Source organism: Bacteroides neonati, from assembly GCF_000499785.1.
GTDB lineage: Bacteria > Bacteroidota > Bacteroidia > Bacteroidales > Bacteroidaceae > Bacteroides > Bacteroides neonati.
The window spans coordinates 546,080-561,119 of the sequence record NZ_HG726020.1 but is presented as its reverse complement, the minus strand read 5'-3'; the positions used below and the strand labels follow the sequence as shown (position 1 = coordinate 561,119).

Annotated in this window: 10 protein-coding genes; 8 read left to right on the top strand and 2 right to left on the bottom strand. The window is 43.2% G+C overall.

Going from position 1 to position 15,040, the window contains the following annotated elements; translation table 11 throughout:
- Positions 1 to 179 precede the first annotated feature (179 nt).
- From TY03_RS05380 to TY03_RS05350, 7 genes are all read left to right on the top strand, one after another.
- Positions 180 to 3,674 (top strand): TonB-dependent receptor, encoded by a 3,495-nt coding sequence (locus TY03_RS05380; RefSeq protein ID WP_230201904.1) that lies wholly within the window; start codon positions 180 to 182, stop codon positions 3,672 to 3,674.
- 12 nt (positions 3,675 to 3,686) lie between these two features.
- A complete protein-coding gene (locus tag TY03_RS05375) occupies positions 3,687 to 5,699 on the top strand; it encodes a RagB/SusD family nutrient uptake outer membrane protein (protein ID WP_042368046.1) in 2,013 nt (670 codons plus the stop codon).
- A 297-nt stretch (positions 5,700 to 5,996) separates the two neighbouring features.
- Complete coding sequence (locus TY03_RS05370) at positions 5,997 to 7,556, top strand: arylsulfatase (protein ID WP_042368045.1); 1,560 nt, start codon at positions 5,997 to 5,999, stop codon at positions 7,554 to 7,556.
- Positions 7,557 to 7,622: 66 nt separating this feature from the next.
- Entirely contained in the window at positions 7,623 to 9,218 is a 1,596-nt protein-coding gene (locus TY03_RS05365) for a beta-N-acetylhexosaminidase (RefSeq protein ID WP_042368044.1), read from the top strand.
- 167 nt (positions 9,219 to 9,385) lie between these two features.
- The gene (locus tag TY03_RS05360; RefSeq protein ID WP_042368042.1) at positions 9,386 to 11,497 is read left to right on the top strand and encodes a M3 family metallopeptidase; all 2,112 of its coding nucleotides are present in this window, start codon (positions 9,386 to 9,388) and stop codon (positions 11,495 to 11,497) included.
- Positions 11,498 to 11,685: 188 nt separating this feature from the next.
- A complete protein-coding gene (locus tag TY03_RS05355; protein ID WP_042368040.1) occupies positions 11,686 to 12,102 on the top strand; it encodes a Fur family transcriptional regulator in 417 nt (138 codons plus the stop codon).
- Between the two features lie 21 nt (positions 12,103 to 12,123).
- Positions 12,124 to 12,681: an NADH peroxidase gene (locus TY03_RS05350; RefSeq protein WP_042368037.1), complete on the top strand. Its 558-nt coding sequence runs from the start codon at positions 12,124 to 12,126 to the stop codon at positions 12,679 to 12,681.
- Between the two features lie 183 nt (positions 12,682 to 12,864).
- Here TY03_RS05350 and TY03_RS05345 read toward each other — a convergent pair whose 3' ends face one another.
- Together TY03_RS05345 and trxA are read right to left on the bottom strand one after the other, a co-directional pair.
- Positions 12,865 to 13,329 (bottom strand): thioredoxin family protein, encoded by a 465-nt coding sequence (locus TY03_RS05345; RefSeq protein WP_042368035.1) that lies wholly within the window; start codon positions 13,327 to 13,329, stop codon positions 12,865 to 12,867.
- Positions 13,330 to 13,331: 2 nt separating this feature from the next.
- A complete protein-coding gene (gene trxA / locus TY03_RS05340) occupies positions 13,332 to 13,637 on the bottom strand; it encodes a thioredoxin (RefSeq protein WP_042368033.1) in 306 nt (101 codons plus the stop codon).
- A gap of 216 nt (positions 13,638 to 13,853) precedes the next feature.
- On the opposite strand from trxA, the gene TY03_RS05335 reads away from it, so the two are divergent.
- A complete protein-coding gene (locus TY03_RS05335; RefSeq protein WP_042368031.1) occupies positions 13,854 to 14,975 on the top strand; it encodes a glycosyltransferase family protein in 1,122 nt (373 codons plus the stop codon).
- Positions 14,976 to 15,040: the final 65 nt, after the last annotated feature.

The following is a 15,040-nucleotide window of genomic DNA, read 5'->3' as shown; positions in this document are numbered from 1 at the left end:
AAGTTTGAATATTCAAGAAAAAGCCGACAAGTAGTGCAATACTTATCGGCCAGATTTTAACACTAACTTTTAAATGGAAAAAAGTATTAATTAAAAATCAATACAAAGTTATGAAAAACAACACTTTGTTGGGGAGGAATTACCCTAAAAAGACTCAATTTAAACATTCTTTTAGAATTATGCGAATCACTGCTCTTTTACTCATGATTTGCGTTTTCAGTGCATATGCCGAAAAAACATATTCACAAGATGCCAAGGTCAGTATCCAAATGAACAACGTAGAGTTGGATAAAATACTGAATGCGATAGAAAGTCAAACGAGTTATTTGTTTATTTACAACAATCAGGTCAAGATAGATCGTAAGGCATCCGTTAATGCTAAAAACCAATCGGTTTCAGCGGTTTTAGATAAACTGCTGAAAGGAACCGATATCTATTACAAGTTGGAAGGTAATCACATCATCTTGTCGAAACAACCGATTAAAGCATCGGAGAATACATCGGCCCATGTGAGTGCGGCACAACAGAAGAGTAAAATATCCGGTACTATTGTCGACTCCAAAGGAGAACCGATCATCGGCGCCAATGTACGTATCAAAGGGGCTTCCGTGGGAACTATTACCGATCTGGATGGTAACTTCTCTATCGATATCGATCCCAAAGCTGTACTCGAAGTTACGTATATTGGCTATTTGAAGCAGGATGTAACGGTGGGCAATCAGAAACAGTTACGTATCGTTCTGATAGAAGATACACAGGCTTTGGACGAAGTTGTTATTGTTGGGTTTGGTACACAAAAGAAAGTCAATTTAACCGGAGCGGTTTCTACTGTAGATGCAAAAGAACTTTCATCTCGTCCTGTCAACTCCACAGTTGAGGCGCTCCAAGGAGTTGTTCCAGGGATGAATATTTCTACTGGTGATGCTGGTGGTTCTTTGGGTGGAAGTAAAAAATTCAACATTCGTGGTATTGGTACCATTGGTGCAGGTTCCAAAGTAGAACCATTGGTGTTGATAGACGGGATGGAAGGTGATATAAATGCTCTTAATCCCCAAGATATAGAAAATATCTCGGTATTGAAAGATGCTGCCGCTTCTTCTATTTATGGATCTCGTGCACCAGGTGGTGTTATCTTAATTACCACTAAAAAAGGAAAGTCGGGTAGAACAGTTGTAAACTATAATAATAACTTTCGTTTGGTTTCTCCTTTGAATATGCCAGAGATGGCCGATTCATATAATTTTGCCCTTGCCATTAATGATCAGCTGACTAATGGTGGTCAAACTCCGATGTATAGTCAAACTAAGTTACAGCAAATTCTCGATTTTCAATCAGGCAAAGGTACGCAGTATATGTGGGCTACAGATGGGGGGAGATGGAATTCTTTTGACGACCCACAGCGCTTGGATGTAATGCCTACTGGAAATACTGATTGGTTGAAAACATTATTTGGTGATAGTTTTACACAAGAACACTCATTAAGTGCAAACGGTGGGACCGAAAAAATTCAATATTATATTTCGGCTAACTACTTGAATCAAGGAGGTTTACTAAAATTTGGAGATGATAACAAACAACGTTATTCATTTACAGGCAAGGTGAATGCAGAACTGTCGTCCTGGCTCAAATTGAGCTATACAATGCGCTTTAATCGTATTGACTATGAAGCCCCTTCATTTGCTGGCGGAGATATAAAAAGCAATGTGTTTTATTATGATGTTTGTCGTTATTGGCCTGTTATTCCCGTTGTCGATCCTAACGGTTTTTATACGGCAGAGTCAAAAATATATCAGTTAACTGAAGGTGGGCGCTATAAATCGCAGGCTGATGTGTTGGCTCAGCAATTACAATTTCTTATAGAACCTGTTAAGAATTGGAAAACAACGATTGAACTGAACTATCGTTCTAACTATAATTTTGATCATTCTGATTATCAAACAGTTTATGGTTATGATGTGAAAAAGGATCCTTATGTTATCGCCAATCAAACTTCTAGTGTGTCTGAGTCTGCTTATAAAAGCAACTTTTTTAACCCCAATATTTATACAGAATATTTCAAAGAGTTAGAAAGCGGACATAATTTTAAGGTTATGTTGGGATTTCAAAGTGAATTGTTTAAGCAAAGAGACATAAGAGCATCAAAAGATGGCATTATGTCGGGTGTTCCTACACTGAATACAGCACAAGTTAATCCACAAAATAGAGGTGGTTACTCTGAATGGGCCACTTCCGGCTTTTTTGGGCGTTTAAACTACGATTATAAAGGACGTTATTTGGCTGAAGCTAATTTGCGTTATGATGGTACTTCTCGTTTCTTGAGAGACAATCGTTGGAATTGGTTCCCTTCATTTTCTTTGGGGTGGAATATTGCTCGTGAAGGTTTTTTTGAGGATATGACCGACTTAATAAATACGTTAAAGCTTCGGGCTTCGTGGGGAGAGTTAGGCAATCAAAATACAGACAACTGGTATCCGTTCTATCGTACGATTAATATCAATAAAGATCAGTGGGGCAACTACTCACAGGGAGGGTGGCTAGTCAATGGCGCGAAACCTAATATATCAAGTGAATCTGCTTTGGTATCCTCTTTATTGACTTGGGAGAAAACACAGACATTGAATTTTGGTTTCGATTTGTCGATGCTTAACAATCGTTTAAATGTAAATTTCGATTATTTTCAGCGTAAATCAAAAGACATGGTTGGCCCGGCTCCCGAACTACCTACTATTTTAGGTATTGGAGTTCCGAAGGTAAATAACCTTAATATGACTTCTAAAGGCTGGGAGATTCAGATTAATTGGCGCGACCAGATTCGGGATTTTAAATATGGGGCTACTTTATCATTGTCGGATAATAAAGTGGTAATTGATAAATACCCTAATCCATCTAATACTATACTTGATAAGGACAATAATATAGTTTATTATCCTGGTGCTGTTGTGGGTGATATTTGGGGATTTGAAACTGTGGGTATTGCAAAGACGGATCAACAGATGAAGGATCACCTGGCAAGTATGTCGAATGGTGCGCAAGATGCTATTGGCTCTGGTTGGGGAGCAGGCGATATTATGTATAGAGACTTAAACGGTGATGGTAAAATAAGCCGTGGAAATAAGACTTTGAATGATCATGGAGATTTGAAAGTAATTGGAAACAGTACTCCACGCTATAATTTCGGACTGAATCTGGATGCTGCTTGGAAAGGCTTCGATTTGAAACTATTTTTTCAAGGAACATTGAAACGTGATTATATGCCTGGAAGTGGGTCTACCATGTTCTGGGGGGCAGTAGGCTATTGGCAGACGAATATATTTAAACCTCATTTGGACTATTTCCGTCCCGAAGACTCCAAAAGTCCTTTAGGAGCCAATGTAAATGCCTATTATCCACGTTTGCTCGAAAATGGAAGAAACCGAGAATCTCAATCGGCTTATTTACAAAATGCAGCATATTGCCGCTTGAAGAACTTGACATTGGGTTATACGCTTCCGACCTTATGGGCTCAAAAGTGTAACTTAACTAATCTACGACTATTCGCTTCTGCCGAGAACTTATTTACAATTACTAATTTGACTGACACCTTTGATCCCGAAACGGTTGGTATTGGTAATTGGGATGGATGTACTTATCCATTGTCGAAGACGGTTTCGTTCGGATTAAGTGTAACTTTTTAATTTTAGAATATTATGAAAAAATACATAGAAATTTTTACAATAGGAACTTTCTTGTTTGGGACTCTAACAGGCTGTAATGATTTTCTTGACAGAGAACCGTTGGATCAGGTTATTCCCGAAAGATATTTTACAGCAGAAAGTGATTTGGCAGCCTACACGATTAATGCCTATCCGTTTGAAACGGTTGACAATGCCTATGGTCTTAATCTTTTTGCTAAAGATAATGATACCGATAATCAAGTAAGTGGTGATTATCCTTCATTTTGGATTCCTGGGCAAAAGAAAGTTCCATCAGGTGAAGGTGATTGGACTTGGGATAAAATTCGTTCGTGCAACTATTTTTTTGATAATGTATTGCCCAAATTTGATTCGGGATTAATAACCGGAAATCAGGACAATGTGAAGCATTATATTGGTGAAATGTATGTAATTCGTGCATATAATTACTATAAAAAGTTAGTCGCTTTAGGAGATTTACCGATTGTTACAACTGCACTCCCAGACATTGAGGCTACATTAATTGAGAGCAGTAAACGTCAACCACGTAACAAAGTAGCTCGGTTTATCCTCGAAGATTTGGATAGGGCAATAGAATTATTACTTGAAAAAGCACCTGGAGGAAAGAATCGTGTCAGTAAGAATGTAGCTTATTTGCTTCGAGCTCGTGTTGCTCTGTTTGAAGCTACTTGGGAGAAATACCACAAGGGTACTGCTTTTGTTCCAGGAGGACCGGGTTGGCAAGGAAATGCAACTGACGTAGCAGGTTTTAATATAGATAACGAAATTAATTATTTCTTAGATGAAGCGATGAAGTCATCTAAGGTAGTAGGCGATTATATCGTAGATCGTTTAGCAGAAAATACTGATACTCCCGAAGGAATGAGTGCTGCAATGGTATCAATCAATCCTTATTATACAATGTTTTGTGATGTAAACATGGAAGGGTATGATGAAATTCTTATGTGGAAACAGTTTAAAGAAGGGTTGACTGTCAATAACTTGCAAATGGAATTAACTCGTAACGGTGGTGGATCCGGTTGGTCACGCGGTATGATCAACTCTTTTTTAATGCGTAATGGGCTCCCTGTCTATGCTGCTGCTTCGGGATATGATCCTGATTGGGAAAAATTGGGAGTTAATTCTACATTAAAAAATAGAGACTCGCGTATCATGATCTTTACCAAAAAACCTGGAGACGCAAATACTGTTGATATGGGTGATGTTAACTATTATAGCACTACCGGTATCCCATCTCATTGTACTATTCGCTATATTTATGGTGATAAAGGTAGTCTGGCTACTACTGGTTTTATCATTAAGAAAGGCAAACACTATGATAGCCATATGGCTAACGATCATGATGCTGGTACCTCGGGTGGTATTGTTTTCCGTGCTGCTGAAGCATTGCTTATCTACATGGAAGCATCTTATGAGAGAAGTGGAAATATAGATGGGACAGCGGGGAAATATTGGAAGGCATTGAGGCGTCGTGCTAAGGTTGATGAGGATTTTACTAAAACTGTTGCAGCCACCCTTATGGCGGAAGAGGCTAAGGGAGATTTTGGAGCCTATTCACATGGCGTTTTGATAAGCCCCACCTTGTATAATATTCGTAGAGAACGGCGTAACGAGTTGTGTGCAGAAGCTTTTCGTTGGGATGATTTGAAAAGGTGGCGTGCTTGCGATCAGTTTAAAACCAAACCCTATCGCGTTGAAGGGATGTTATATTGGGGTAGTGGCTATGAGGCGCAGTTAAGGGATTTATGTAAGGTTGACCCGATTGATGGGAATATGTCATCGTCCGAATTGAGCAAATATATTGTTCCTTATGAAAAAATTACAAAGAATAATATGATTGCTGCGCAGAAAGGTTTTCTATTCGCTCCGGCACATTATCTGAATCCTATTGGTATGGCTGTGTTTCGTCAAACGGCTTCGGATAAAAATGATTTTTCAACCTCAATTGTATATCAAAATCCGGGTTGGAAGATAGAAGGTGATACTGGTGCGCAGCCAATTGAATAATAGTTGATAGCAAGAAATTTATAATTTTATTATCACTTCTTGTGAAAGATGGAGGAATGCATTGTCGATATGCATTCCTCTAATTTTTTGTAACAAAGAAAATAATTCCACTTTTTTATATTATCTTTGTATTTATAGTGCGACAATCGGTTATGTAAGTAACTTTTGGCATTATATCTGAATCTATTGTTCTGGCAATAGTAGTCGATGAAGGTGGATCTATTTGGTAAAGAAGCGGTCTGCAATTATATATTCGTAAAGGAAATACGAAACTTTATAACCTCTTATTTTAATTAAATGAAAAAGAAACACCTATTGGTATCAGTGCTGTGGGCCTCTTCGCTACAAGCAGTATGGGCAACTCAACCTCCTCATATTGTATTGATTATGTGTGATGACATGGGCTTCTCTGATTTAGGATGCTATGGAGGAGAGGTGCGTACACCCCATATTGACTATCTGGCAGAAAACGGATTGAGATTCAGTCAGTTCAAGAATGCGGGACGTAGCTGTCCCAGCCGGGCATCGTTACTCACCGGAAGATATCAACACGGAGTAGGGATGGGTTGGATGACGGCCGTTGATGAACATCGTCCCGGATACCGTGGCGAGCTGTCGGGTAATTATCCCACTGTTGCTGAAGTCTTGAAAGCTAATGGCTACCATACATACATGAGTGGCAAGTGGCATGTAACCCTCGATGATGCTTTTTCTAAACCCAACGGGAGTTATCCTACCGAACGCGGGTTCGATAAATACTACGGTTGCCTGAGCGGAGGTGGTAGTTATTATACGCCTAAGCCTCTTTACTCGAGCACAACACCGATCACCAATCTCCCCGATGACTATTATTATACAACAGCAATCACCGACTCGGCTGTGAGTTTCATTCATGCCCATCAGGCAAGCACTCCGATGTTTATGTATGTAGCACATTATGCTCCGCATAGACCCTTGCAAGCTCCTAAGGAAAGAGTTGATGCGTGCAAGGAGCGATACCGTGTGGGCTACGACCGGTTGCGCGAGCAGCGCTTTAAGCATTTGCAAGAAGCGGGGCTTATAGAGAGTGGGCACACGCTTCCGGTTTACCAAAAGGAGTTTGGCGGAAAGCGACCGTCGTGGGTCGATTTAACTCCTGAACAACAAGAACGTTGGGTCACAGAGATGGCTACCTTTGCAGCTATGATCGAAGTCATGGACGATGGCATCGGCGAAATAATACAGGCAATCAAAGAGAAGGGAATGCTTGACAATACTCTCTTTTTATTTTTAAGCGACAACGGAGCTACCAACGAAGGAGATTTAACCACCCAGTTAGCTGCCGATCTAAGCAACACTCCTTACCGGAGCTATAAGCAATGGTGCTTTCAGGGAGGAACCAGTGCTCCATTGATCGTAGCATCGGGTGGGGACCGCTTCAACCTTCGTAAAGGTGAAATATGCCATGACCTGACCCATATTATTGATATTCCAGTTACTTGTCTCGAATTGGCTTCGGTAGCTTATCCGCAACAATTCCGGGGGCATAACGTGTCTTTTCCCGATGGGAAAAGTATATTTCCGTTGTTGAATGGTGGGAAAATAGCGTCTCGTGAGTTGTATTTTGAACATCAAACCTCGTGTGCTATCATCTCGAACGGCTGGAAACTTGTTCGCAATAATGGTAAGCAACCTTGGGAACTGATAAACCTACTGACCGATCCGTTCGAAACAAACGATCTTTCGGCTCAATACCCCCGTAAAGTCAAAGCTTTGGAGAAGAAGTGGAACCTGTGGGCTAAACAACAATCTGTTTTTCCTTTCGAATACAGGCCTTGGGGCAAACGTATTCAATATTACAAACAGATAAACCCATAATAAATCTGAAAGTGGCTGATTTCACCGACTTAGTATATACAATTTACATATCAAACTATATTCATTATGCATCAAAACTACGCAAGAGTAATCGGTATTTGCCTGTTACTGGCCTTTTTTTCTCTCAAAGCTGTTTCAATGGAGGGGTATTCAATCGTTCCTTATCCGCAATCGGTCGTTTATAAAACAGGAACACTGACCTTGGGAAAGAGTGTTAAAGTGACTTATCCCAAACAATTGCGAAGTGAGGTGGGTTTCTTGAAAGAGTATTTGTCGGATGAGTTTGGCGTAAAAGTCAAACTGCTTTCTTCCAAGGAAAAAGGAGATATTCTGTTGAATCTCGATCCTCAGCAGACGGGGTTGAAAGAAAACGGATATACATTGGATGTATCTGCCGATGGAATCAAACTGACTGCAGCATCTGCCAACGGGATATTCAACGGCATTCAAACACTACGACAGATCATCATCCGTTGCGAAAATACACTTACCGTACAGCAAGGAACAATCACCGATTATCCGGCTTTTAGCTGGAGAGCTTTCATGCTCGACGAAGGACGCCATTTCAAAGGAAAACAAGAGGTAAAAAGAGTTTTAGATCAAATGGCATTGTTGAAAATGAATGTGTTTCACTGGCATTTGACCGACGATCAGGGATGGAGAATCGAAATAAAGAAATACCCGCGTCTGACAGAAATTGGCGGATATAGAGACTCGACGGAGATTAAGCACTTCGGTAGCAATGAATACGATGGTCTGCCTCATTCGGGCTATTACACTCAAAAAGATATTAAGGAAATAATTGCTTATGCCACTCGGCGTCATATTCAGGTGATACCCGAAATAGAGATGCCCGGACATGCCAGTGCAGCCATTGCCGCCTATCCGTGGCTTGGAGTGACCAATAAACAGATTAAGGTACCCTGCAAATTTGGTGTTCAGTACGACATCTTTAATGTGACCGATCCCAAAGTTCTTCGTTTCTTTGAGGAGGTTATAGACGAAGTGATCGCGCTGTTTCCCGCTCCCATTATTCATATCGGAGGAGATGAAGTAAGACCCAACCATTGGAACGAATCGCCCGAGGTGAAGGCATACATGGCAAAACACAACTTGAAAAGTCCTGCCGAACTTCAAGTCTTTTTTACCAACAACATATCTAATCTCTTAGCCACAAAAGGTAAGCGGATGATGGGCTGGAATGAAATTACCGGCGACCGCTTGCACGACTATCAAAACAAGGACGAAGGAGAGATGAAGCAGAAACTCTCTAAAAATACCATCGTACAGTTTTGGCAGGGAGCTCCCGGACTGATAACCTCTACCATTAAGAGTGGGTATGAAGTTGTAAACTCATACCATTCTTCTACTTATTTGGATTATGCTTCGATTACCTTATCGAAAGCTTATGCATTCAATCCGATACCTAAAGAATTGCCTGCCGAACTGCAAGGCAAAGTGCTGGGCTTAGGGTGCCAGATGTGGAGCGAGTTTGTTCCCACCGCTGAGAATATGAATACGAAAGTATATCCCCGTTTGGCTGCCTATGCAGAATGTGGGTGGACGGTCAACGAAAACAAGAACTATGATCGTTTTCTGAAATGCTTGTCGCCCATATTAGATCGCTGGAAAAAGGCGGGTATAGAGATCGGTAAGTTATAGCAAACAGACGATATTCCGTGTAGCGCCCAATTGTTTATTCAATCGATAAAACAGTTGGGCGCAAACGATTAAAGTCATCGAAAATGAACGAAATGTCGGCAAATCGTTTTTTTTATACTATTTTTGCCCTGAATATTCAATAATGATCCATTAAATAGACAAGAAACATGAAGAAGATGCTTATGGTTGCCGGGTTCACCTTAGCGGTGTCTGCCTCCGCTTACGGACAAAATGCAGGCTCGACGACAGGAAACCCTTTTCTGACAACGTACTCCACACCTTTCAATGTTCCGCCGTTCGATCAGATCAAGGCAGAGCATTACAAAGAAGCATTTCTGCTCGGTATGCAAGAGCAGAAGGCGGATATTGAGGCGTTGGTGAAACAGCGTTCGATGCCCGATTTTGAAAACACCATTGTGGCGCTCGATCAGAGCGGAACACTTTTGCGGAAGGTAAGCTCGGTGTTCTACGGCCTCAATAGTGCCAACACCAACGAGCAGATGCAGGCGTTGAGTAAAGAGCTCTCTCCCTTGCTGTCGACCCACGGCGACGATATCAGCTTGAATGCAGCCTTGTTTGCCCGTGTCAAACAAGTATATGACCGCCGTAACGTGTTCAATCTGAATCCGGAACAGACGAAACTGCTGGAGGAGACTTATAAAGACTTCGTTCGCGGAGGAGCCAATCTGGATGAAGCCGGACAGGCACGTTTGCGCCAGCTCAACACCGAAATATCTATGTTGCAGCTCACCTTCGGGCAGAATATGCTCAAGGAAACCAATGCCTACCAACTGGTGATCGATCAGAAGAAAGACCTTGCCGGTTTGCCCGAAAGCCTCATTGCGTCGGCTGCCGAGGTAGCCAAAGCAGCAGGCAAAGAGGGTAAGTGGGTGTTCACCCTTCAAAACCCCAGCGTGATGCCTTTCTTGCAATATGCCGATAACCGCGAGTTGCGCCGCCAGATATACAATGCCTACATCAACCGTTGCAACAACGGCAACGAGCAGGATAATAAAGAGGTGGTGAAGAAACTCATTAACTGTCGTCTGGAGAAAGCCCGCCTGATGGGTTATCCCGATTATGCCTCGTTCGTGCTCGAAGACCGCATGTCGAAAAAAAGCGAGAATGTATATGAACTCTTAGACCAAATCTGGACACCGGCACTCAACAAAACCAATGAAGAGCTGGCCGATATCCGTGCCGAGATCAAGAAAGAAGGCGGCAGCTTTGAACCCGAAGGCTGGGATTGGCGTTACTATTTCGAGAAGGCCAAGAAAGCCAAGTTTAACCTCGACGAGAACGAAGTGCGTCCTTATCTCGAACTGAATAATGTGCGCGAAGGTATGTTCTACGTAGCCAACAAACTCTACGGCATCACCTTTACACCACTCAAGAACATTCCGTTGCCTTACGAAGAAGCCGAAGCATTTGAGTGCAAAGACAGCGACGGCACCCACTTGGGCGTGTTGTATCTCGACTACTTCCCCCGTGCCAGCAAGCGTGGTGGAGCTTGGTGTGGTACGTACCGCTCGCAAACCTATCAGGACGGCGCACGTGTGGCACCGGTGGTGACCATCGTTTGCAACTTCACCAAACCTGCTGCCGGACAGGCTGCCCTGCTGAGTGCCGACGAGGCGAGCACCATGTTCCACGAATTTGGCCATGCCCTGCACAACCTCTTTAAAGATGTTCATTACTATGGCATATCGGGCGTTCCGCGCGACTTTGTCGAACTGCCCTCGCAAGTAATGGAGCACTGGGTGTTCGAACCCGAAGTGCTAAAGGTATATGCCAAACATTATAAAACAGGCAAGGTAATGCCCAAATCGCTCATCGAAAAGCTCGATAAGAGCGGCAAGTACGGACAAGGCTTTGCTACGACCGAATACCTTGCCGCATCGCTGCTCGACATGGATGTCCATGTACTCAAAGAGATTCCTGCCGATATGGATGTGGTAGCTTTCGAAGCCGATGTACTGGGCAAGCGCGGACTCTTGAAGCAGATTCCCGCCCGTTACCGCACTACCTATTTCAACCATACCATGGGTGGCGGATACACAGCCGGCTATTACAGTTACATCTGGGCCGAGGTACTCGATAGCGACGCCTACAATGCCTACCAAGAAACCGGCAATATCTTCAATAAAGAGGTAGCCGGCAAGTTCCGTAAGCACATACTTACCCCCGGAGGTATCAACGATGCCATGGATATGTACACCAACTTCCGCGGCAAAAAGCCCGGTATTGAACCACTGCTTAAGAACCGAGGGCTGAACTAAGTATTTTCTTCGTACAGCTAAGTAGCTCATTTATCGAAAGAAGTCATCTCATCAACGTCTGCATAGATTTGATGAGATGACTTTTTTTTTCAATTATTTCTGCAAATAATTTGCTACTATCAAAGAAACCTATATCTTTGCACTCGAAATAAAGTTGTAATCATTACAATATTGGATAAAGTAAATAAATGGAGTCATACGAGCGATTAATTACCTATAATATTAAACCGTCCATGCAGCGCATGGCCATCATGGATTACTTAGTGGAGCATCGTACGCATCCCTCTGCCGACGAAATCTATACTGCTTTGTCGCCCGTAATGCCTACGCTCTCCAGGACCACCGTTCACAACACACTACGGCTTTTTGCCGAACAAGGAGCCGCGCTCATGCTCACTATTGACGAGCGAAACACGAATTTTGACGCCGATACATCGGCACACGCCCACTTCTTATGCAAAGAATGTGGTAAGATTTATGATCTGAAATCGAAGCTCGATACGAAGGTTACCGAAGAGTTTCAATCAGAAGGAAATGAAATAACAGAAATGCATTATTATTATAAAGGTATTTGCAAGAACTGTTTAGAACATATAATTGACTAATTAATTAAAAAGAAAAAAGAAATGAAGAAATTTAGATGTACTGTTTGCGGTTACGTTCATGAAGGTGACGCAGCTCCCGAGAAATGTCCTTTGTGCAAAGCTCCTGCCAGCAAATTTGTAGAAGTTGTTGAAGTAGAAGGCGGTGCCTTGGCTTTTGCTGACGAACACGTAATCGGCGTAGCCAAAGGTTGCGACGAAGAGATGATCAAAGACCTGAACAACCACTTCTTGGGCGAATGTACCGAAGTAGGTATGTACTTGGCTATGAGCCGTCAGGCCGATCGCGAAGGTTACCCCGAGGTAGCTGAGGCTTTCAAGCGCTATGCTTGGGAAGAGGCAGAACACGCTTCTAAGTTTGCCGAATTGTTGGGCGACTGCGTATGGGATACAAAGACCAACTTGCAGAAACGTAAAGATGCAGAGCAAGGTGCTTGCGAAGACAAAAAACGTATCGCTACACGTGCTAAGGCATTGAACCTCGACGCTATTCACGATACCGTTCACGAAATGTGCAAAGACGAAGCTCGTCATGGCAAAGGTTTCGAAGGACTGTACAACCGTTACTTCGGCGATAAGTAAAACCATACGGAATAGTCGGGAGCTGAAAAGGGCTCGACCACACTACCCGGAGGTTCCGACTATATGAGGCAAAGGTTCCGACCATCGCACTCAAAGGTTCCGGCTATTTCAAACAATAAGGGCTACATTCTTACGAGAATGTAGCCCTTATTACTTCTTCCTCCCCCTAAGGGGAGCTATCTTTTATTTCAATAGAAACTCATCGATGGCTTTCTTAAACGTTGCCTTATCGGCCGCGCCACGCATCATTTGCGGTTCGCCATTCAAGGGGATATACACAAAAAGCGGAATGCTGGTTGCGTTGAAAAGAGCAGCAAGCTCCTTTTCCTTATCTACATTGACTTTGTAGATCACAATCTTTCCGGCATACTCTTTGGCAAGCTCCTTCATGATAGGGGCTGTTTGGCGGCAGGGGCCACACCAGTCGGCATACAAGTCGATGATAGCCGGTTTGGTTCCTTTGTATTTCCATGCGGCTGCTTTCTGCTGAAAGTCGAATACATTATTAATAAACATGGCTTTGTTCATGGCAATTACCTCGCCACTGTCCGCTACCTTACCTGTCTGAGAGACTTTCGCGCCGTCGTTGGTGGCGTATGCAAACATACCCATCATGACGAGAGCGACCATTACAATTACTTTTTTCATTCTTATTTTTTATGTGTGTATTGTTCTATCACTTCTGCCAAATCTTTGGCAGACATTACTCCCGATTGCCGCCACACAGACTCTCCGTTAACAAACAGAATGAGCGTAGGTACGGTTTGTATCTTAAACCGATGTGCCAGGTCTTTATGCTGATCTACATCAATCTTTGCAATACGAGCCTTATCGCCCACTTTCGATTTCAACTCCTCGAGTATGGGTTTCATCGCTTTGCAAGGGCCACACCACTCGGCAAAGAAGTCAACTAAAACGGGAAAGGGGGACTGTATCAATTCTTCAAATCTTTCCATAATCTTTTTCCTTTCTTCAAAAAATGAATGCAGCCTGTTTTCAGACTGCGAATATAATTACTATTTTCTTATTATAACGCGAAAAATGCCTTTTTGTTCATGCAATAGTCATACGGTAGACATTCTTCTGTCATCTGTAAAATAGACCTTTGCCTATCAAAATCTTACTAATGGTTGACAGGTAAACTTTTATAAAGAACCAATAACGATAGCATCATGAAATTCTTATTTATTGTACAAGGCGAGGGCAGAGGACATTTTACGCAAGCCATTACCCTCGAAGAGATGTTAAGACGCAACGGCCATCAGGTGGTCGAGGTACTTGTTGGGAAGAGCTCATCGCGCACGTTGCCCGGCTTTTTCAACCGAAACATTCATGCTCCGGTGAAGCGTTTTCTGAGTCCGAACTTTCTGCCTACGGCAGACAATAAACGAGCCGATTTAATGAGAAGCTTTACCTACAATCTCTTGCGTATGCCCGAGTATTTGCGGAGCATGGCGTATATAAACGAACGCATCAAGGAGACCAAGGCCGATATCGTAATCAACTTCTACGAATTGCTCACGGGGCTTACCTATGCATTCTTCCGCCCTTCGGTTCCGTATGTATGCATCGGGCATCAATATCTTTTTCTGCACCGGGAGTTCTCGTTTCCGCAGAAAAGTGCCGTGCAGCTAACGATGCTGCGCTTCTTCACCCGGCTGACGAGTCTTCGCACCAAGCGTCGGCTGGCTCTGTCGTTCAGCCACATGCACGAGGATCGCGGCAGCAAAATCGTGGTGATGCCTCCGTTGCTGCGGCGCGAGGTGACCTCGATCAGACCCGAGCGGGGCGATTACATTCACGGATACATGGTCAATGCCGGATTTGCCGATGGGGTAGAGGCCTTTCATGCGGCTCACCCCAAGGTGCCGTTGCATTTCTTCTGGGACAAGGCCGATGCGGACGACGAGAAACAGATAGATGATACATTAACTTTTCATCAGATAGATGATATGAAATTTCTAAAATACCTGGCAGGTTGCAAAGCGTATGCCTGCACAGCAGGATTCGAATCGATATGCGAAGCGATGTTTCTGGGCAAGCCGGTGTTGATGGTGCCCGCCCACATCGAGCAGGATTGCAACGCACACGATGCCCTTCGGGCAGGTGCAGGAGTTGTAAGCGATGAATTTGACCTCGGGTTGCTCTTAGAGAGTACGGAGCATACGTGTGCCAACCCCGAATTTTACTATTGGGCCTCGAGTAGCGAACGTCGCTTTATCAGCGAGCTCGAACGATTGGGCAGCCCCGAAGAGGTGGTAGAGGATATGTATCTGGTAGAGAATTTCATCTAAAAAAGCCTCACAGCTTATTCTCTTTTGATTGCACCCGGTGGGGCGGAGAACAGGCTGTGAGGCTT

Bases quoted from the DNA above. Each gene is read 5' to 3' on its own strand.
- TY03_RS05380 (WP_230201904.1), top strand. From the start codon at position 180: ATGCGAATCACTGCTCTTTTACTCATGATTTGCGTTTTCAGTGCATAT.
- TY03_RS05375 (WP_042368046.1), top strand. From the start codon at position 3,687: ATGAAAAAATACATAGAAATTTTTACAATAGGAACTTTCTTGTTTGGG.
- TY03_RS05370 (WP_042368045.1), top strand. From the start codon at position 5,997: ATGAAAAAGAAACACCTATTGGTATCAGTGCTGTGGGCCTCTTCGCTA.
- TY03_RS05365 (WP_042368044.1), top strand. From the start codon at position 7,623: ATGCATCAAAACTACGCAAGAGTAATCGGTATTTGCCTGTTACTGGCC.
- TY03_RS05360 (WP_042368042.1), top strand. From the start codon at position 9,386: ATGAAGAAGATGCTTATGGTTGCCGGGTTCACCTTAGCGGTGTCTGCC.
- TY03_RS05355 (WP_042368040.1), top strand. From the start codon at position 11,686: ATGGAGTCATACGAGCGATTAATTACCTATAATATTAAACCGTCCATG.
- TY03_RS05350 (WP_042368037.1), top strand. From the start codon at position 12,124: ATGAAGAAATTTAGATGTACTGTTTGCGGTTACGTTCATGAAGGTGAC.
- TY03_RS05345 (WP_042368035.1), bottom strand. From the start codon at position 13,329: ATGAAAAAAGTAATTGTAATGGTCGCTCTCGTCATGATGGGTATGTTT.
- trxA (WP_042368033.1), bottom strand. From the start codon at position 13,637: ATGGAAAGATTTGAAGAATTGATACAGTCCCCCTTTCCCGTTTTAGTT.
- TY03_RS05335 (WP_042368031.1), top strand. From the start codon at position 13,854: ATGAAATTCTTATTTATTGTACAAGGCGAGGGCAGAGGACATTTTACG.